Annotated in this window: 17 protein-coding genes and 1 pseudogene; 13 read left to right on the top strand and 5 right to left on the bottom strand. The window is 65.0% G+C overall.

Going from position 1 to position 17,321, the window contains the following annotated elements:
• The first annotated feature begins 160 nt into the window (after positions 1-160).
• The 9 genes from AC3WR3_RS04925 to AC3WR3_RS04885 all read left to right on the top strand — a co-directional run bounded on the left by AC3WR3_RS04925 (position 161) and on the right by AC3WR3_RS04885 (position 7,436).
• A complete protein-coding gene (locus tag AC3WR3_RS04925; protein ID WP_492291330.1) occupies positions 161-520 on the top strand; it encodes a hypothetical protein in 360 nt (119 codons plus the stop codon).
• A gap of 322 nt (positions 521-842) precedes the next feature.
• Positions 843-1,106, top strand: a complete 264-nt coding sequence (locus AC3WR3_RS04920) for a BufA1 family periplasmic bufferin-type metallophore (RefSeq protein ID WP_139439338.1) — start codon at positions 843-845, stop codon at positions 1,104-1,106.
• A gap of 62 nt (positions 1,107-1,168) precedes the next feature.
• Positions 1,169-2,023 (top strand): MNIO family bufferin maturase, encoded by an 855-nt coding sequence (bufB, locus tag AC3WR3_RS04915; RefSeq protein ID WP_492291329.1) that lies wholly within the window; start codon positions 1,169-1,171, stop codon positions 2,021-2,023.
• Positions 2,016-2,768: an HvfC/BufC family peptide modification chaperone gene (locus AC3WR3_RS04910; RefSeq protein ID WP_492291328.1), complete on the top strand. Its 753-nt coding sequence runs from the start codon at positions 2,016-2,018 to the stop codon at positions 2,766-2,768. Before bufB ends, AC3WR3_RS04910 begins: the two co-directional genes overlap by 8 nt.
• A complete protein-coding gene (locus tag AC3WR3_RS04905; RefSeq protein ID WP_479758711.1) occupies positions 2,765-3,220 on the top strand; it encodes a DoxX family protein in 456 nt (151 codons plus the stop codon). The genes AC3WR3_RS04910 and AC3WR3_RS04905 overlap by 4 nt, the downstream gene beginning before the upstream one ends.
• A gap of 62 nt (positions 3,221-3,282) precedes the next feature.
• A complete protein-coding gene (locus AC3WR3_RS04900; protein ID WP_492291327.1) occupies positions 3,283-3,747 on the top strand; it encodes a GNAT family N-acetyltransferase in 465 nt (154 codons plus the stop codon).
• Between the two features lie 189 nt (positions 3,748-3,936).
• The gene (locus AC3WR3_RS04895) at positions 3,937-5,232 is read left to right on the top strand and encodes a methyl-accepting chemotaxis protein (RefSeq protein WP_319918257.1); all 1,296 of its coding nucleotides are present in this window, start codon (positions 3,937-3,939) and stop codon (positions 5,230-5,232) included.
• A gap of 160 nt (positions 5,233-5,392) precedes the next feature.
• Positions 5,393-5,950 (top strand): DUF3332 domain-containing protein, encoded by a 558-nt coding sequence (locus AC3WR3_RS04890; RefSeq protein ID WP_265435435.1) that lies wholly within the window; start codon positions 5,393-5,395, stop codon positions 5,948-5,950.
• A 112-nt stretch (positions 5,951-6,062) separates the two neighbouring features.
• Positions 6,063-7,436, top strand: coding sequence for an HD-GYP domain-containing protein (locus AC3WR3_RS04885; RefSeq protein ID WP_492291366.1), 1,374 nt, complete (start codon positions 6,063-6,065; stop codon positions 7,434-7,436).
• 73 nt (positions 7,437-7,509) lie between these two features.
• On the opposite strand, the gene AC3WR3_RS04880 is transcribed toward AC3WR3_RS04885, so the two are convergent.
• The 3 genes and pseudogenes from AC3WR3_RS04880 to mobA all read right to left on the bottom strand — a co-directional run bounded on the left by AC3WR3_RS04880 (position 7,510) and on the right by mobA (position 10,024).
• On the bottom strand, positions 7,510-8,586 hold the full coding sequence (locus AC3WR3_RS04880; RefSeq protein WP_492291326.1) for an FUSC family protein: 1,077 nt from the start codon (positions 8,584-8,586) through the stop codon (positions 7,510-7,512).
• A 323-nt stretch (positions 8,587-8,909) separates the two neighbouring features.
• Positions 8,910-9,398: pseudogene (gene mobB / locus AC3WR3_RS04875) on the bottom strand (molybdopterin-guanine dinucleotide biosynthesis protein B); the annotation flags it as partial.
• Positions 9,395-10,024, bottom strand: coding sequence for a molybdenum cofactor guanylyltransferase MobA (mobA, locus tag AC3WR3_RS04870; protein ID WP_492291325.1), 630 nt, complete (start codon positions 10,022-10,024; stop codon positions 9,395-9,397). The gene mobA and the pseudogene mobB, both read right to left, overlap by 4 nt.
• A gap of 250 nt (positions 10,025-10,274) precedes the next feature.
• On the opposite strand from mobA, the gene AC3WR3_RS04865 reads away from it, so the two are divergent.
• From AC3WR3_RS04865 to AC3WR3_RS04850, 4 genes are all read left to right on the top strand, one after another.
• A complete protein-coding gene (locus tag AC3WR3_RS04865) occupies positions 10,275-11,984 on the top strand; it encodes an NAD-dependent malic enzyme (RefSeq protein WP_492291324.1) in 1,710 nt (569 codons plus the stop codon).
• Positions 11,985-12,364: 380 nt separating this feature from the next.
• Positions 12,365-13,603 carry a uracil-xanthine permease family protein gene (locus tag AC3WR3_RS04860; RefSeq protein WP_162519309.1) on the top strand — a complete coding sequence of 413 codons (1,239 nt, stop codon included), beginning with the start codon at positions 12,365-12,367 and terminating at the stop codon, positions 13,601-13,603.
• A 149-nt stretch (positions 13,604-13,752) separates the two neighbouring features.
• Entirely contained in the window at positions 13,753-14,493 is a 741-nt protein-coding gene (locus AC3WR3_RS04855) for a dienelactone hydrolase family protein (protein WP_492291323.1), read from the top strand.
• A gap of 246 nt (positions 14,494-14,739) precedes the next feature.
• On the top strand, positions 14,740-15,306 hold the full coding sequence (locus tag AC3WR3_RS04850) for a lipid-binding SYLF domain-containing protein (protein WP_342058194.1): 567 nt from the start codon (positions 14,740-14,742) through the stop codon (positions 15,304-15,306).
• A gap of 71 nt (positions 15,307-15,377) precedes the next feature.
• Here AC3WR3_RS04850 and pgl read toward each other — a convergent pair whose 3' ends face one another.
• Entirely contained in the window at positions 15,378-16,388 is a 1,011-nt protein-coding gene (pgl, locus tag AC3WR3_RS04845) for a 6-phosphogluconolactonase (protein ID WP_492291322.1), read from the bottom strand.
• Positions 16,389-16,501: 113 nt separating this feature from the next.
• Complete coding sequence (locus AC3WR3_RS04840) at positions 16,502-17,260, bottom strand: response regulator transcription factor (RefSeq protein ID WP_492291321.1); 759 nt, start codon at positions 17,258-17,260, stop codon at positions 16,502-16,504.
• Positions 17,261-17,321: the final 61 nt, after the last annotated feature.

Below are 17,321 nucleotides of genomic sequence, written 5' to 3'. Positions count from 1 at the left end.
CCCCCCAGGTGCGCCCGCTCCCGCCTCTGGCGGAACACAGGGGGGCGGCTTGGTTGTCTTCAAACGGGGCGACTATAGTGCAACCTGAAAGGAGAGGGGCGCTGAGCCTTGTCCCTTTGTCGCCAGAATCACAATCAAATCAACAACGAGGGTTTGCCAGATGAAATTCATTGCCATCCTGATGACGGTAATTTTGTTCGGTATGGGGACGGCCCACAGCGCGGCGCAGCAGGAGTGCGAGGCGCAGGCCGCGGTGAAGAAGCTGGCGGGCGCCGCCAAGACCAGCTTTGTGGGCAAGTGCGTCAAGGATGCCTCGGCCAGCACCAAGGCGAGCCAGTGCGAGAAGGCGGCCGCCGACAAGAAGCTGGCCGGGGCGGCCAAGAACAGCTTTATCCAGAAGTGTGTGAAGACGGACGCCGCCACCGACAAGGCGGCCCAGTGCGAGAAGGCGGCCGCCGACAAGAAGCTCGTCGGGGCGGCCAAGAACAGCTTCGTGCAAAAGTGTGTCAAGACCACCTGAGCCCAGGGGCAAGGGGTGAGCGAGCGCCTTGGGAAGGTGCTCGTCTGGGAAAAGAGAGGGGCCATGTGCCCCTCTCTTGTTGTGGTGCCTGTGCGGTGGCGGAGCAAGGCCCCCTTGACAAGGGATGGCCGCGCCGCCGCATATCCCCATTTTTCGATTAAATTTATATTCATTTAAAACAATATGTTATTGGTTTTTTGTTGGCTTTTTTTCAGGATTTTTTCAATTTTGGGGAAATCTTTTCTCCCCTCGTCCGGTTCTATTGGACGTAACCGGATGAGATGCGCCGGAGACACCACTCACGACAATAAGGAAAATGGACATGAACGTGAAAAAGAGTACTGCCATTGCCTCTGCCATGACGGGTCTGCTGGCCCTGGGTGCCCAGTTCATCGCCGCGCCAGTCATGGCGGCGGACGACAAGGAGAAGTGCTACGGCGTGGTCAAGGCGGGCAAGAACGATTGCGCCACCAAGGGGGGCTCCTGCGCCGGTACCGCCAAGATGGATGCCCAGGGGGATGCCTTCGTGGTGGTGCCCAAGGGCCTGTGCGAGAAGCTCGCTGGCGGGTCGCTGCAACCCAAGTAAGCACTGTGCCATGGTGTGGCGCCCGCCACATCATGGCCCTCATCTTTTGAGAGAGCCCCGCCATGAACCCCTTGATCGGTATAGGTTTACGCCCCCCCCACTATGACGAGATCCGCCAGACCCTGCCCGGGGTAGGCTGGCTCGAGGTGCACAGCGAAAACTACTTCGAGCGCCACGGCAAGGGCTTCGAGGTGCTGGCCGAGCTCGCCGGGCACTACCCCGTCAGCCTGCACGGGGTCGGCATGTCCCTTGGCTCCGCCGACCCGCTCGACCCTGCGCACCTGCGCCAGCTGGCGGCCCTGGTGGCGGCCCTGGTGGCGGCCATCTCGCCGGTGCGGGTCTCCGAGCACCTGAGCTGGGGCAGCATAGGCGGGCGCTATTTCAACGATCTGCTGCCCATGCCCTACACCCGCGAGGCCCTCTCGCACATGAGCGACAAGATAGAGCGGGTGCAGCAGGCCCTGGGCCGGCAACTGCTCATCGAGAATCCCTCTTCCTACCTGCAGCTGCCCGGGGAGATGGGGGAGGCTGAGTTTCTGGCGGAGCTGGCGCGGCGCAGCGGCTGCGGCGTCCTGCTCGATCTCAATAACCTTTATGTCAGCAGCGTCAATCACGGCTTGGATTGCGCCGACTACCTGGCCACCATCGATCTCGGGACGGTCGGGGAGATCCACCTGGCCGGGTTTACCGACAAGGCCCTGCCCCAGGGGCACCTCTATATCGACACCCACAGCGCCCCTGTGGCCGAGCCGGTGTGGGCGCTCTATCGGCAGATCTGCGGGCTTTGCGCCATCCCCACCCTGATCGAGTGGGATCTGGAGATACCCCCCTTGCCTGTGCTGCTGGAAGAGGCCGGACGTGCCGACGCCATACTGAGCGCGGCGCAGCCAACCTCCCGGGAGGCCACCCATGTCTGAGCTGGCCTCCCTGCAAAGCTGCTTTGCGAGCGGTCTGCTCGGGGAGGATGACGCCATCCTCGCGCACATCCAGCCGGGGCGCTTTGCCCCCGACGCCCTGCTGCAGATCTATCGCAACAACTTCATCCTCGGCCTCACCGAGGTGCTCGCCAGCAGCTATCCCGCGGTACGCGCCATGGTGGGGGAGACCTTCTTTGAGGCGGCGGCGCGAGGGTTCGTGCTGACCGCCCCCCTGGAGGAGGGGAGCGTCATGGACTATGGGGAGGGTTTTGGCGACTGGCTCGAAGGCTTGCCCACCACCCGGGCTCTGCCCTGGCTCGGGGAGCTGGCCCGCTTCGAGTGGCTGCTGGAGCGCGCCTCCCTGCTGGCGCCAGAGTCCAGGCGCTGGCCCGCCGAGCGGCTCGCCGCCCTTGCCCCGGCCCAGTGGGATCGGCTGGTGCTGCATCCCGCCTGCGATCTGCTGCTGCTCGAGAGCCGTCATCCGGTGCTGGCGCTCTGGCAGATGGCCCTGCACGGCGGGGAGACGGTCAGCGGGCTGGATGCCCCCTGCTGGCTGGCCCTGAAAAAACGCCCCGGCCACAGGGTCGAGCCCATTCCCCTGGATGCTGCCGCCTGGCGCCTGCTGCAAGGCTGCCAGCAGGGCAGGCCGCTGGCCAGCCTGCTGGCCCGGGAGCCGACCATGGCCGAACACCTGACCCCCCTCATCACCCTCGATCTGCTGGTCGATCTGGAGCTTGCCCCATGACAACACAGACTCTCACCAAGCCGCTTGGCCTCTTTGCCGAGCGCATTCTGCCCTGGTGCAGCGGCGCCCTGCTGCTGCTGGCCAGGCTCTGGGTCGCCGCCGTCTTCCTGCGATCCGGCTGGCTCAAGTTCACGGCCTGGGACTCCACCCTCTACCTGTTCGAGTTCGAGTATCAGGTGCCCCTGCTGCCCTGGCAGTGGGCGGCCTACGCGGGCACCGCGACCGAGCTGCTGCTGCCGCTCTTCCTGCTGGCGGGGCTCTTCACCCGCCCGGTCGCCTTGCTGCTGTTTGGCTTCAACGCCATGGCGGTCATCTCCTATCCCACCCTGTGGGCGGGGGGCTTTCACGATCACCAATTGTGGGGCTGGATGCTGCTGACCCTGGCGGTGTGGGGGGCTGGCCCCCTGTCGCTGGACAGCTGGCGCCTTGCAAAGGGGCGCAGCGGCCATTAACGTGGCTGCCAGATGAAGGGGACTGCGGGCCCCTTCCTGTCATGTCACCGAAGGAGATATAGATGATGGTTCGCGAGGCCCTGGCCGCCGACATTCCCGCCCTGGTGCATCTTCGCATGGCGCTCTTTTGCGAGATGGGGGAGCTTGCCCGGCCCGATGAGGACCCCGCCCTCTGGCAGGCGACGCTGACCTATTTCACCCGGGCACAGGAAGAGGGCAGCGCCCGCTCCTGGCTGGTGGAGGTCGAAGGGGAGGCGGTGGCGTGCGGCACCCTGGCGCTCTTCGTGCGGCCCCCCTATCCGGGCAACCTGGCGGGGCGCGAGGCCTATCTGCTCAACATGTATACCCGGCCGGCCTGGCGTAAGCGGGGCATGGCGAGCGTCCTGCTCGATGCCATGGCGGCCCACGCCCGGGAACAGCGGCTGGGCAAGCTGTGGCTGCACGCCAGCGATCAGGGGCGTCCGCTCTACGAGCGGCTCGGTTTTGTTTCCAACCCGGCCTGCCTGGAGTGGTGCCCGGCGCCCTGAGCGAGGCGCAGTGATCCTGAGTCGATTCTTTTACGTACTGGCGCTCTTGGCGGCGGCGTTGCTTTTCTCTACACTGCGCGCCCCGTGGTCCAAGGTCATCTGACCACTCATCTTGAGACTCGCGGGGCCGATACAGTCAGTGGGGGAGGCTGTGGTGCCGATCCGGATCGTCAACGAGGTAGGAGTGTCATGTTCAATCACAAACTCAAGGCGCAGTTGCAGGCCTGTCAGGCTCGGCTCGAGGAAGAGCAGGGCTTCGCCCAGGCGATCAAGGGCAGTGCCGCGACCATCATCTTCAGCCCGGACGGGGAGATCCTGGAGGTCAGCGAGCCCTTCCTGAGCCTGATGGGATATGGCGCGGGCGAGCTGCAGGGGCGCCACCACCGCCTGCTCTGCCCCGAAGGCTGGACCGGCTCCACCGACTATCAGCAGTTCTGGCGCCGCCTCGCCCAGGGGGAGGCGCAGTCCGGCACCTTCGAGCGGGTGAACAGGCAGGGGGAGACCCGCTGGCTGGAGGCGAGCTATTTCCCGGTGAAGACCCAGGGCAGGGTGACCCGGGTGGTGAAGCTGGCCAGCGATGTGACGGCCCGGCATCAGCGGCTGCAACACCTGGAGGCGCTCTCCCAGGCGCTGGACCGCTCCCGGGCCATGATAGAGTTCACCCCAAGCGGCGAGATCATCGGCGCCAACGCCAACTTCCTGGACACCATGGGCTATCGCCTGAACGAGATTGCGGGCAAGCATCACAGGATCTTCTGCGATGAGGCCTTCCTGCGCGAGCAGCCCAGGTTCTGGGAGGAGCTGGCCCGTGGCCAGTTCAAGTCCGGTCTCTTCATGCGCCACAACAGCCGGGGAGACGCCGTCTGGCTGGAGGCCACCTACAACCCGATCCGGGATCAGAGCGGCAAGGTGGTGAAGGTCGTCAAGTTCGCCAGCGACATCACGGCCCGCATCGAGCAGAACCACGCCACCCGGGAAGCGGCCCGCCTCGCCCACAGCACGGCGCAGGAGACCCTCTGCAGCGCCGAGGCCGGGGCCGAGCTGCTGCGCGCCGTGGTCGATACCTCTTCCCTCATCGCCGCCCAGGTGGATCAGGCCATCGCCCTCGTCGGCCAGCTCAACGAGCAGTCCAGGAGCATAGAGGCCATCGTCTCGACCATCAGCGCCATCGCCGATCAGACCAATTTGCTGGCTCTGAACGCCGCCATCGAGGCGGCGCGGGCGGGGGAGCAGGGACGGGGTTTTGCCGTGGTGGCGGACGAGGTGCGCCAGCTGGCGGCCCGCACCTCCCTTTCCACCGCCGAGATAGCCAAGGTGGTGCAGAAGAACCGCGAGCTGACCGCCAGGGTGACCGACGACATGGCCGGGGTGGCGGGCAGCGCCGAACTCGGCAAGCAGCAAATCAGCGAGGTGGACAAGCTGATGAACGACATCCACCAGGAGGCGAGCCGGGTCTCCCAGACGGTCTCGGCACTCTCCATCTGAGCCGCCTGCGGTTGCGACACCCTCTGGCGAGATCGCCAAAAGAGTGAGCGAACAAGCCACCAAGCTGAACCCTGGCTGTACCACCCCGGCCTTGTGAATTGTGGCGCCCCGCCCCCTTGTTTAGGCTGCCGCCTCATTTTTCATTGAGGGGTAGAGAACAATGGCAGTACGACAGAAAGGCAGGGCCCTGGCCCTGCTGCTGGGGACGGTGGCGAGCATGGGGCTCGGCGGTTGCATGGGGCAGATGGGGCTCTCCTCCATGGTGACCAAGGGCAACCTCAGCGTGGTGGACAATCGCTACGGCCGTGCCGGTGTCTTCGTCCTGCTCTCCCCCGTCTATGGCCTGGCGGCAACGGCGGATCTGTTCGTGTTCAACACCATCGAATTCTGGTCTGGCAAGAACCCCATCACCGGCAAGTCCCCGGCCCTGGTGGATCACAAGGCCGATGCGGTGATCAAGGTCAACCAGCATCTGGATCCGGCCCTCAACAAGGTGCCGCTCGCCATGCTGCCGCAAGGGGTGCGCGAGGTGAAGGTGAGCTACCCGGACGAGCGCACGGCCCAGATGGAGATCCACTATATCGACGGCCATCGCGACATGATGCGCGGGGAGATGCGCGGCGAGCTGCTGGACATCTACCTGGACGACAAGCTGGTCTCGACCCTGACCCGCAAGCAGCTGGACGAAAAGGCAGGCGCAGGCAAGGTGGAAGTGTAACTTCGTCAGAAAGCCGATCTTTTTCCATCTGAAAAGGGTATAAACAAGCGGCTGGCAAGATCGCCATCAAGCGGCTGGCAAGATCGCCATTATGTCTAAGGGAGAGCAGGCTATGGCGGTGACCGGATTGCGGTTGGCTGAATTGATTGGTTCCCTCAGTCATGCCCTGGACATGACCGAGGGTCAACCACGAGGACACTGCATCCGCTGCTGCTGGATAGGTGCCCGTCTGGGGGAGCGGCTGGGACTGGATGCCCGGCAGCGCCATGACCTCTATTACACCCTGCTGCTCAAGGATCTGGGGTGCAGCAGCAATGCCGCCCGCATCTGCGAGCTCTATCTCACCGACGATCTTCACTTCAAGCGCGACTTCAAACTGGTGGATGGCTCCCTCTCCGAGGTGGTCAACTTCGTGCTGGGTCACACCGGCTTGCAGGCGGATCTGCTCGGCCGTTTTCGCAGCCTGTTCCACATCTTTCGCAACGGCGATCAGATAGCCAACGAGCTGATCCAGACCCGCTGTCACCGGGGGGCGGACATCGCTCGCCAGCTGCGTTTCAGTGACGAGGTGGCCAACGGCATCCTCTCCCTCGATGAGCACTGGAATGGCAAGGGGCGGCCGCTGCAACTGGCGGGGGAGGCGATCCCGCTCTTCTCCCGCATCGCCCTGCTCTGTCAGGTGGTGGATGTGTTTCATGCCGCCGCAGGGCCGGATGCGGCGCTCAGGGAGCTGCGCGAGCGCAGCGGCAGCTGGTTTGATCCCGCCCTGGTCGCCGAGTTTGAGGCGCTGGCCAACGAGGCGTTCTGGCAGGGGCTGGTGGATCCCAGGCTGACCGAGTGGGTCTTCGACCACCCGGCAGGTCAGGGGGAGGTGGCGCTCGATGAGGATTATCTGGACGAAATCGCCGCGGCCTTCGGTCAGGTGGTGGACTCCAAGAGCCCCTATACCGCGGGTCACAGCGGCAGGGTGGCGCTCTATACCGACATTCTCGCCGCCCAGATGGGCTTGTCTGCATCGAGACGGCGCTGGCTCAAGCGGGGGGCCCTGCTTCACGACGTGGGCAAGCTCGGGGTGAGCAACGCCATCCTCGACAAGCCGGGCAAGCTCGATGGGCAGGAGTGGGCGGCGGTGCAGCTGCATGCCGCCTATACCGAGGAGATCCTGAGCCGCATCGGCGCTTTCGAGGAGCTGGCCCAGGTGGCCGGGGCCCACCATGAGCGGCTGGACGGCAAGGGCTACCCCAAGGGACTCAAGGGGGCGGAGATCTCCCTTGAGACGCGCATCATCACCACCGCCGACATCTTCGACGCCATCACCGCCAAGCGCCCCTATCGGGACGCGATCCCTGTGCCCCAGGCGCTGGAGATGATGGCCGAGCATCTGGGCAGCGCCATCGATCCCGACTGTTTCGCCGCCCTTCAGGCGGGGATCCGGGACTTCTCCCTCTACCTCAGCCCCGAGCAGCCCCTGGCGCAGGCCGGCTAAGGCCGACGGCGTCGTCATGGCCCGAGGGGACGGAGACCAAAGACAGGAACGCCCCGCAATGCGGGGCGTTCTGTTAGCCCGGTTTGCCGCCCTGGCTGCGGGGCGGGTTCATCACCAGCCCCAGCAGGCGGTGGAGGTGGGCTATCTGCTCGGTGAGCTGCAGGTTGAGCCAGAGGTAGCCGCTGATGGTGGCCTCGTCGTCGGCCCCCGGGCGCACCTCGGCCTGCACCTCGGCGGCCGCCGCCTGCAATCGGGCGATGGCCTGCTCGGCGGCGCTGCTGTCGCCGCTCTTGAGCATGAGGGCGAGCTGGATGATCACCGCCTCCGTGGCCTGCTGGCAGGCGCGCAGGCCGGGGTGGCTCTGCATCAGGAAGTGGCTCTGGCGATCGCGCCAGTAGGTGTTGGCCAGCATCTCCAGGGTGCAGAAGGTGTTGCGCATCGTGGTCTGGACGGCCTCGAACAGTGAGCTGTTGAGACGGGTCTCCTTGACGGCGGGCGTCAGCAGGGGGCGCAGGCTGACTATCTTGGTGAGCAGGCGGGCGTGGCTTTGGGCCAGCCTGGGGCGCTCCAGGATATTGGGGGAGAGGTGGGTGTGATAGATCCGTTGCGCCTGCTGCAGGCTGTCGTGCATCTGCAGCCGCCAGTGGGTATAGGCCCGCTGGGGGTAGATGCTGCAAAACAGCAGGGCCAGCATGGATCCCAGGATGACGTCGCCGCTGCGCCAGAGCGCCGTCTCTATGTCTCCCGGCACCCCGCCGACTATGACCCCCAGGGTGATGCCGATGAGCAGCCCCACATAGGGGCGCTTGCCGAGCGCCAGGTAGCCGCACAGGAACATGATGGCGCTGCACCAGACCAGCATCAGGGGCAGGGAGTCGAGCTCCAGATAGAGGGCCACCACCCCGCAGGCGGCACCGAAGATGGTGCCGACCACCCGTTGCAGCGCCCGGGAGAGCACGTTGCCCCAGAACGAGATGGGGCCCATCACCACCACCAGGGTGATGAGGGGCCAGGTGCTCTCCGGCAGCTTGAGCTCCCGGGTCAGCAGGAAGGTGAGGGTGAAGGCCAGGGCGATGCGCAGGCCGTGGACCAGGCGGTAGCGACCATAGATCAGCAGATCGAAGCGGGAGAGCGGCGTGTTCAGGCGCAAGGAAGTCGTCTCATGTCAGGTTGATCATCTCGTGTTGCCGTGCCGGCGGACGCTCCCCATCACGGCAAGAGGCGGATCCGGACCCGTTCACCCTGGGTGATGGCCGATCGGGCAGGGCACTCGATCACACAGTTGGCCGGGGGCAGGGCAGAAGGCATGAAAGCACTTGCCGGGCGCACCTGCAAGCAGCCGTTGGCATCCTGGCTGAGGTGGCCGGGCAGGCAAGCCTCCCCCGCCGGATTGGGCATGGCCTCCAGAGCCAGGGCGAGCAGCTGCAGCGGCGGCAAGGTGGGCTGGCTGCTGGCATCCCGGGGCAGCCGGGCGCAGATGAAGTCGGCGATGGCGTCCAGAGCCTCGAAACGAAACTGGGGCAGGGTCGTTGCCTCCGGCGCATCGCTGATGAGCGCCACTATGTCCGGGTCCTCCGGGAACAGCAGGGGCCTGCCGAGGGCGCGGCGATGGAGCTCTATCTTGGGAAAATGGCGATGCTTGAACCCCTCGACCAGCAGCAGATCGAGCTGCGCCCAGTCGAAACGGGCCAGCAGCGCCTCCAGAGAGGGCTCTTGCTCCGGGGTCTCGCAGATCAGGGCGTGGCGCAGGGAGGAGGCCGCCATCACCTGGCGGGCACCGGCCTGGCGCAGGCGATGGCTGTCCTTGCCCGGCTTGTCCATGTCGAAGCGGTGATGGGTATGCTTGAGCACCCCGAGCCGCAGGCCGCGCTGGCCGAGCAGGGGGATGAGGCGCTCCAGCAGGGTGGTCTTGCCGGTGCCGCTCCAGGCGACGAAGCCGAGCAGGGGCCCTGGGGCGCTCATGGTCGCACGCCCCCCGCCAGCGGCTCCTGATGCGGCAGGCTCGCCTCGTAGGCGGCGAGCTCGGCCGGGCTGTTGAGGTTGACGAAGGCATCGGGCTGGTCGGCAAAGGGCACCACCGTCATCCGGTGGCGGGCAAACCAGGCCCCGGTCTTGCGCTCTCCCTCTGCCAGGGCCAGTTGCAGTGAGGGGAGCAGGGCGCGATGGAGCAGGGCGACCACGGGTTGCAGGTGCTGGCCGTCGTGGGCCACCACCAGCTCGCTCTGCGCCGTCATGGCGGCGCGAAAGCGGGCCATCAGATCCCGGGGCAGGGCGGGGCCGTCGCAGGGCACGAACAGCACCCAGTCGTGGCGGGCGGCGGCAAGGCCAGCCTGCATGCCAGCGAGCGGCCCCTGGAAGTCGGCCTGCGCGTCGCCGATGACGGGGGCCAGCGCCCGGTAGCGATCCTCGCTGCGGTTGGCGTTGATCAGCACCTCGTCCACCTGGGGGCGCAGACGCTCCAGCACATGGACTATCAGGGGCTTGCCCGCCAGGGGCACCCAGCCCTTGTCGTCGCCCCCCATGCGGGTGGCACGGCCGCCGGCCAGGATCACGGCGGAGACGGGGAAGGGGAGGTCGCTGCGGCTCATGGGGCTCCTGGGGTCTCTAGGGTGGCATGCCGCGCAGCAGGGCGCTGGCGGCATCGAGTGTCTGCCGATCTTGCGCCAAGCGCCCCGCCGGGGCAAGCCCGGCGGCCACGAGTCCGGCAGGAGAGGGGGCTTTGGCCGCAGGGTATGCCCAAGCTCACAAAACCGAATCCCCAAACGTCATATGATCCCTGCAATCTGAGTCTTGCTCTCCTGCCGAATGGCAACTTCATGTAAATCAAAGAGAATGACTATGGCTACCGGACAATATCTGCTGTGGAAAGACGCACAGGGAGAGGACTTTCGCCCCGTTGCACTGACAGGCACCGATCTGCTCAACGATCGCAACCTCAACAAGGGCACCGCCTTCACCGAACAGGAGCGGGCCGACTTCGAGCTCGACGGCCTCTTGCCGCCCCAGGTGCAGACCTTCGAAGCCCAGCTGGATCGGGTCTATCAGGGCTTCCTGAGCGCCTGCAGCGACATCGAGAAGTACCAGAACCTGCGGGCCCTGCAGGATCGCAACGAGACCCTGTTCTACGCCCTGCTGTCGCGCCACGTGGAGGAGATGACCCCCTACATCTATACCCCGACCGTGGGCAAGGCGTGCCAGGAGTTCAGCCACCGCTTCCAGAAGCCCCGTGGCCTCTACATCACCCCGAAGAACGTCGATGACATGGGTTCTCTCGCCCGCCACATGGACGCCAAGGCGGTGCGCATCATCGTCGTGACCGACAGCCAGGGGATCCTCGGCATCGGCGATCAGGGGGTGGGGGGCATGGGCATCCCCATTGGCAAGCTCTCCCTCTATACCCTGGGGGCCGGCATCCATCCCGCCTGCTGTCTGCCCATAGCGCTGGATGTGGGCACCGACAACCAGGCGCTGCTGGACGACCCCATGTACCTGGGTCAGCCCCATCGCCGCATTCGCGGCAAGGAGTACGACGACTTCATCGACAAGTTCGTGGCCGGGGTCAAGCGCCACTTCCCCAACGCCGTGTTGCAGTGGGAGGACTTCAGCAAGTCCAACGCCTTCAACAATCTGTCGCGCTACCAGCAGACGCTGCCCTCGTTCAACGATGACATCCAGGGCACAGGGGCCGTGGTGCTGGCGGGCATCATAGGTGCCGTCAAGTCCAAGGGCGAGACCCTGGGTCAGCAGCACTACCTGGTCTATGGGGCCGGGGCCGGCGGAGTCGGGGTGGCGGATCAGATCTGCGCTGGGATGATCCGCGAGGGGCTGGACCCGCAGGCGGCGCGGGATCGCATCTACATCCTGGATACCCAGGGGCTGGTGTGCGACAACCGCGAGGGGCTGGATGAATACAAGCGCCGCTACGCCAAGCCGGGCCTGCTGCTGGCCCAGTGGGATCTGCAGGGCAAGGCGGGGCTGACCGAGGTGCTGCGCCACGTGCCCATCAGCGTGCTGCTCGGCACCAGCGGGGCCGGTGGCGCCTTCCAGGAGGAGCATATCCAGCTGATGCTGGCCCACTGCGAGCGCCCCATGGTGTTCCCCCTCTCCAACCCCACCGCCAACTGCGAGGCGCTGCCGGAAGACATCTTCCGCTGGAGCCAGGGCCGCGCCATCGTCGCCACCGGCAGTCCGTTCAAGGACGTGCACCATGAGGGCCAGACGTTCCGGGTCGGCCAGGGCAACAACGTCTTCATCTTCCCCGGTGTGGGGCTGGCCGCCATCGTCAGCCAGATCCGCGAGATAAGCCCGGACATCTTCACCACAGCGGCCTTCGCGCTGGCGGAGTGCGTGGATGAGGCGGATCTCGCCCGGGGCACCGTCTACCCGAGGATCAGCGAGCTGCGCAACATCTCGGTACACGTGGCGACCGCCGTGCTCAAGGACATAGTGCGACGCGACCCCTCCCATCCGCTGATTGGCCAGGATCTGCAGCAGCACATCCTGAGCCACATGTGGGAGCCTGTCTATCTGCCCTATCGCCGGGTCTGACACGGGACGGGAATCGCGACGGGGTGGCACTGCCACCCCGTTTTTTTTTTTGCTCCCGGCCACCACAGGGGCGAGGGGCGGCGGATGCCACCCTTTTTCGAACTTGCGCCCGCAGCAGGCGGTGAATGGCGGCCCGGGCTGAAAGCCTTGTCATCACATTCGGCCAGAAAAACGATTGGCGTCGGCCACAAAAGTGCGTAAAATCGCATACTCGATGCTTGTAGCAACGAATTCCGCCTAAAAAGCCAGTTTCATGCCCTCCCCAAGCAGTGAAAGGTAACGAATGACGCCAAGTGGCGCATCTCATGCCTTGAAAAAGTCTTGTGATGACTGAAAAGTGTCAATTATCCCTGTCAGTTATCAAAAAATTAAGGATACCCATGTTTTCCTTGGTCAAGCAAAGCGTCGCCGGGCTGCAAATTCTGTTTGTCGCCTTTGGTGCCATGGTTCTGGTGCCCCTGCTCACCGGATTGAACCCCTCCATGGCCCTGCTTGGCGCCGGTGTAGGCACCCTGCTGTTCCAGCTCTGCACCCGTCGCCAGGTTCCGATCTTCCTCGGCTCCAGCTTCGCCTTCATCGCCCCCATCATCTATGCCACCCAGACCTGGGGCCTGCCCTCCACCATGTTCGGTCTGTTTGCCGCCGGCTTCATGTACTTCATCCTGGCGGCCATCATTCGCGTGCGCGGCATGGGTCTGGTGCACAAGCTGCTGCCCCCTGTGGTGATTGGTCCCGTGATCATGGTGATTGGCCTGTCGGTGGCCCAGGTGGCCTGCAACATGGCCATGGGCCGTGCCGGGGCCGAGCAAGTGGTGGCCCCTGCCACTGCGCTGACCCTGGCGGGGATCTCGCTCGCGGTGACCCTGATTGCGGCCGTGTTCTGCAAGGGCTGGATCAAGCTCATCCCCATCCTCTCCGGCGTCATCGCCGGTTATGTGGCCGCCGTGCTGATGGGCCAGGTGAGCTTCGATGGCATGATCAATGCCCCCTGGCTGGCGCTGCCCCACTTCGAGACCCCGGAGATCAACTGGGCCGCTGCCCTCTTCATGCTGCCGGTGGCCATCGCCCCCTGTATCGAGCACATCGGCGGCGTACTGGCCATCGGCGGCGTGACCGGCAAGGACTACACCAAGGATCCTGGCCTGCACCGCACCCTGGCCGGTGACGGCATCGGCGTCTGCTTCGCCGGTTTCATCGGTGGTCCCCCCGTCACCACCTATGCGGAAGTGACCGGTGCCGTGATGATCACCCGCAACTTCAACCCGGTCACCATGACCTGGGCCGCGGTGTTCGCCATCATTCTGGCCTTCTTCGGCAAGTTCAACGCCCTGCTCACCTCCATCCCCATGCCGGTGATGGGCGGCATCATGCTGCTGCTGTTCGGATCCATCGCCGCCATCGGTCTCAAGACCCTGGTGGAGTCCAAGGTGGATCTGGGGCTGGCCCGCAACATCGCCATCGTCGCCGTGACCCTGACAGTGGGGGTGGGCGCACTGGAGATGAAGATAGGTGACTTCGCCCTGGCGGGTGTCGGTCTGGCCTCGGTGGCCGCTATTCTGCTGAACCTCATCCTGCCCCAGCACTCCGAAGAGGGGGCCATGGAGTCGGCCAAGGACTGATACTGATCCTGGACGCACCATGCCGATGACAAGAGGCCACCCCTGGGTGGCCTCTTGCTTTTGTGGCCTCCCACCGCGAGCGCCTTGACCCATCGGGTTCGGCCTGGCGACTACAATCAGGGGCGTTGTTCACAGTCAAGGAGACGAACATGAAGACGAGATGGATCCTGGCCCTGCTGGGGATTATCTGGGGGGGCGCGGCCCAGGCCGGTGCGGTGCGCTACCAGGTCGACGGTCAGCCCTTCGAAGGCTATTACCTGGCCGCCGCCGACAAGCAGGCGCCTTTGGTGGTGCTGGTGCACGACTGGGACGGGTTGACGGACTACGAGGTGAAGCGGGCCGAGATGCTGGTGGCGCTCGGTTACAGCGTGTTCGCGGTGGACTTGTTCGGAGCAGGCGTCAGGCCTACCGCCGTGGAAGAGCGCAAGCGCCTCACCGGGGCGCTCTATCAGGACAGGGCCAGGATGCGCAAGTTGTTGCAGGCAGGACTCGCCGAGGCGGGCAGGCAGGGCGGCCGCCTCGACAATGCGGTGGCGATGGGCTACTGCTTTGGCGGCGCCGCCGTGCTGGAGCTGGCCCGCAGCGGTGCGAATCTCAAGGGGATCGTCAGCGTGCACGGGGGGCTGGAGACCCCGGCCGGCCAGAACTACGAGCAGACCAGGGCCAGCCTGCTTATCCAGCATGGCAGCGCGGATCAGGCGGTGTCGCTGGGCCAGTTCGCGGCCCTCATCACCGAGCTGGAGAGCGCCGGGGTGAAGCACGAGGCGACCAGCTACAGCGGCGCCCCCCATGCCTTCAGCGTCTTTGGCTCGGACAATTACCGCGCCGATGCCGATGCCAAGTCCTGGCGGCGCTTCACCGAGTTTCTCGGCGAGGTGACCAAGGGGTAGGGCAGCCGTTGGCGGCGCAGCGGGATCTTGCCACCGATAGTCCAGGGTGGCGGGGCCCCACTGCTTGCCGGGTCAGCAGAAGTTCAGTGGCGCTGGTTATACTGACGCGAAGGGGGGCTTGTATCTGGCCAGCGCCCCGGGGCACCGGACGGTGAACGCTGATAGCGGGTCGGATGGCCTCTGATCCGGTTCCGGATCGGGAGGCCCCCTCAGCCCCCCGCACATGAGACACGAAGGAGTAATGACATGCGTCTATGGATTCATATACTGGCCGTTCTGCTGCTGGTTGGCTGTGCCAAGGGGGATACCCCCGCCGAGCAACGCAACCACATTCAGCAGATGCGCCAGCAGACCCTCTCCACCCTGTATGCTCAGGATGGGAGCACCAGACAGGAGGTGGCAAGATCCAAGGGTTATGCCGTCTTCACCAATGTGAACAACAACCTGCTGGTACTGAGTGCCGGCAGTGGCTATGGGGTGCTTCGCGACAACCGCACCGGTCGCGACACCTACATGAAGATGGCAACCGCCGGCATGGGGATCGGCATGGGGATCAAGAAATTCCAGGCCGTGATCATCTTCAACGATGCCGCCGCCCTGGACAGATTCATCACCACAGGGTTCGATGCCAGCGCCCAGGCGGATCTGGCCGCCAAGTCGGCGGACGATGGCAAGGTGGTGGTCAGCGAGGCGGCCAATGCCGACTTCCAGAAGGTGAAGATGTACCAGCTCACCGAGCAGGGGCTGGCGGCGCAGGCCACCATGCAGGGTTACAAGTACTGGCCGGACGATGAGCTCAACGGCAGCAGATAAGGCCCGGACACAAGTGTTCACTGCGCGGCGCTCATCAGAGCGCCGCGCGCATTTCTGCGGCTTCAGGCCCGTCAGGCGGGCTTGTCCAGCCTCAGCACCCTCACCCACATGGCCCCTTCCCCCACGGGTTGGCGGGACGAGAGGCTGAGCTCGCCCGTCTGCGCCGCGATGCGGTGCACGGCCAGGCTGTGGGACTTCTGCCCGGTGGCGATCAGATAGTGGCCGCTGTGGTCGATGGCAAAACCGCGGGGGCAGGCTTCGGTCGGGAAGTGGCCCAGCAGGGTCAGGGCGCCGTCCCCTTGGTCGATCTCGAACAGGCTGAGCAGGCTGCTGGCCCGCTCGCTGGTGTAGAGAAAGCGCCCATCCGGGGTCAGGTGGATGTCGGCCCCCCAGCGCTCTCCCTGATAACCCTCGGGCAGCATGTCCAGGCTCTCCCGCGCGCCGATGAGACCATCCGCCTCCCTGTGGTAGCGGCTGAGGGTGGCATCGAGCTCATTGAGGCAGTAGAGATCGCCGTTGGTGGGGTGCAGCGCCAGATGGCGAGGCCCGGCGCCGGGGGCCGTGTGGATGTCACCCAGGGGATGGTGGCTCAGCTGACCATCCTCTCCCAGGGTGAAGCGGCGGATGACATCCTCCTTGAGGCAGGCGACCAGCAGCTCCTGGTGACCCTGGCTGGTTGTCAGCAGGGTCACCGAGTGGGCGGCCATCAGCCGGTCGATGCGCTGGTGGGGGGCCAGCACCCTACCTGCGTCATCCATGGGCGAGACGCTGAGGTGGTCGAAGGCGTAGGAGGCGGCAAAGAAGAAGCGCCCGGTCCCATCGGTGCAGGTGTGGGAGGCGCTACCATCGAGCGGCGCCGAGCAGGGCGTCCCGAGCCGGCCATCTGCGGCTATGGGGTAGCTCAGCACCCGAAAGTCGGGGCGCACCCCCGCATAGAGCCAGCGCTGGTCCGGGCTGATGACCAGGGGCTGCACCTCGCCGCCGGTCTGGACTTCCTGCAGCGGGACCAGCTCGCCATCCTCGAGTCGAAACACATGGATCAACCCGCTCACCGGGTTGGCGACATAAACGACTTGCTGCATTGTGATCTCCTTCATGCTCTGGCGCTCATCATCGGATGATTGCTCCAGGCCAGGCAAGTAGTTGTGCAGGGTATCGTCTTGATTGGCCGACCCTGTCTTTGTTGTGGCACGGGTTATTTTTCCAGGCTCAGCAGGTAGTTGCGCAGGTTGACGCCGCGATTGGCCAGCCCCAGCTTGATGCGCACGCTGTTGCGATGATTCTCCACCGTTTTGCGCGCCACATTGAGGGCGCTGGCGATCTCCTGGCTGGACATGCCACTGCGGATGAACTCGGCCACCTGCATCTCCGAGGGGGTCAGCACCTCCAGCAGGCGTTGGTTGCCGTCTTCCTGCAGGCTCTTCTCCATGCTGGCGCGGATCAGCTCCAGGCACATCTTGAGGGCCGGATCTTGAATTTGGGTAAGTTTTTGCTCCACTTCGGGCAGGTGGCGGGCGATCAGCTGCTGATGCTGCTCACCGGGCGCCGCCCCCTGGCTGTCGCTGAGTGCGGCCAGGGAGTGAGCGAGTTCGTTGATGAGCCGGTGATCCTGCTCTATGCCTGAGGCGTCCTGGCTCTCGCTCGGCTTGATCTGCAGGCACCAGATGCGGGTGCCGTCCGGTCCGTCATGGGCGAAGAGCTCGAAGGCAAGGTTAAGGATCTCGAAATGCAAGGTGGGCAGGTTGCCCCGGATCCGCTGGCGTATGGCCTTCAGGTAGTCGGGACCTACCAGGAACACCAGATCGTCTAGCCGATTGAGGGTCAGGGTATCCACCGGATAGCTGGATGCCACCACCTGCTCCTGCTCATCGAAGCTGATGAAATAGATGTCATTGCGCGCCAGCAGTTGATGGCAGAGCCCCTGCTCGACGATAGGGATCAGCTTGTTACTCATGTTCCTTCCAGTTCTGCATCTCGTGATAAGTCCCCGTATTTCGCCTTCATTCATCCCTGTT

Source organism: Aeromonas sp. EU05-FHT14A05, assembly GCF_058791175.1.
This window is presented reverse-complemented; position numbering and strand designations above follow the sequence as displayed.

What these genes read in the sequence shown, in the direction of transcription:
- AC3WR3_RS04895 (WP_319918257.1), top strand. Translation starts at nt 3,937, where the DNA reads ATGTTCAATCACAAACTCAAGGCGCAGTTGCAGGCCTGTCAGGCTCGG.
- AC3WR3_RS04910 (WP_492291328.1), top strand. Translation starts at nt 2,016, where the DNA reads ATGTCTGAGCTGGCCTCCCTGCAAAGCTGCTTTGCGAGCGGTCTGCTC.
- AC3WR3_RS04860 (WP_162519309.1), top strand. Translation starts at nt 12,365, where the DNA reads ATGTTTTCCTTGGTCAAGCAAAGCGTCGCCGGGCTGCAAATTCTGTTT.
- pgl (WP_492291322.1), bottom strand. Translation starts at nt 16,388, where the DNA reads ATGCAGCAAGTCGTTTATGTCGCCAACCCGGTGAGCGGGTTGATCCAT.
- bufB (WP_492291329.1), top strand. Translation starts at nt 1,169, where the DNA reads ATGAACCCCTTGATCGGTATAGGTTTACGCCCCCCCCACTATGACGAG.
- AC3WR3_RS04855 (WP_492291323.1), top strand. Translation starts at nt 13,753, where the DNA reads ATGAAGACGAGATGGATCCTGGCCCTGCTGGGGATTATCTGGGGGGGC.
- AC3WR3_RS04885 (WP_492291366.1), top strand. Translation starts at nt 6,063, where the DNA reads ATGGCGGTGACCGGATTGCGGTTGGCTGAATTGATTGGTTCCCTCAGT.
- AC3WR3_RS04925 (WP_492291330.1), top strand. Translation starts at nt 161, where the DNA reads ATGAAATTCATTGCCATCCTGATGACGGTAATTTTGTTCGGTATGGGG.
- mobA (WP_492291325.1), bottom strand. Translation starts at nt 10,024, where the DNA reads ATGAGCCGCAGCGACCTCCCCTTCCCCGTCTCCGCCGTGATCCTGGCC.
- AC3WR3_RS04840 (WP_492291321.1), bottom strand. Translation starts at nt 17,260, where the DNA reads ATGAGTAACAAGCTGATCCCTATCGTCGAGCAGGGGCTCTGCCATCAA.
- AC3WR3_RS04900 (WP_492291327.1), top strand. Translation starts at nt 3,283, where the DNA reads ATGATGGTTCGCGAGGCCCTGGCCGCCGACATTCCCGCCCTGGTGCAT.
- AC3WR3_RS04920 (WP_139439338.1), top strand. Translation starts at nt 843, where the DNA reads ATGAACGTGAAAAAGAGTACTGCCATTGCCTCTGCCATGACGGGTCTG.
- AC3WR3_RS04865 (WP_492291324.1), top strand. Translation starts at nt 10,275, where the DNA reads ATGGCTACCGGACAATATCTGCTGTGGAAAGACGCACAGGGAGAGGAC.
- AC3WR3_RS04890 (WP_265435435.1), top strand. Translation starts at nt 5,393, where the DNA reads ATGGCAGTACGACAGAAAGGCAGGGCCCTGGCCCTGCTGCTGGGGACG.
- AC3WR3_RS04850 (WP_342058194.1), top strand. Translation starts at nt 14,740, where the DNA reads ATGCGTCTATGGATTCATATACTGGCCGTTCTGCTGCTGGTTGGCTGT.
- AC3WR3_RS04905 (WP_479758711.1), top strand. Translation starts at nt 2,765, where the DNA reads ATGACAACACAGACTCTCACCAAGCCGCTTGGCCTCTTTGCCGAGCGC.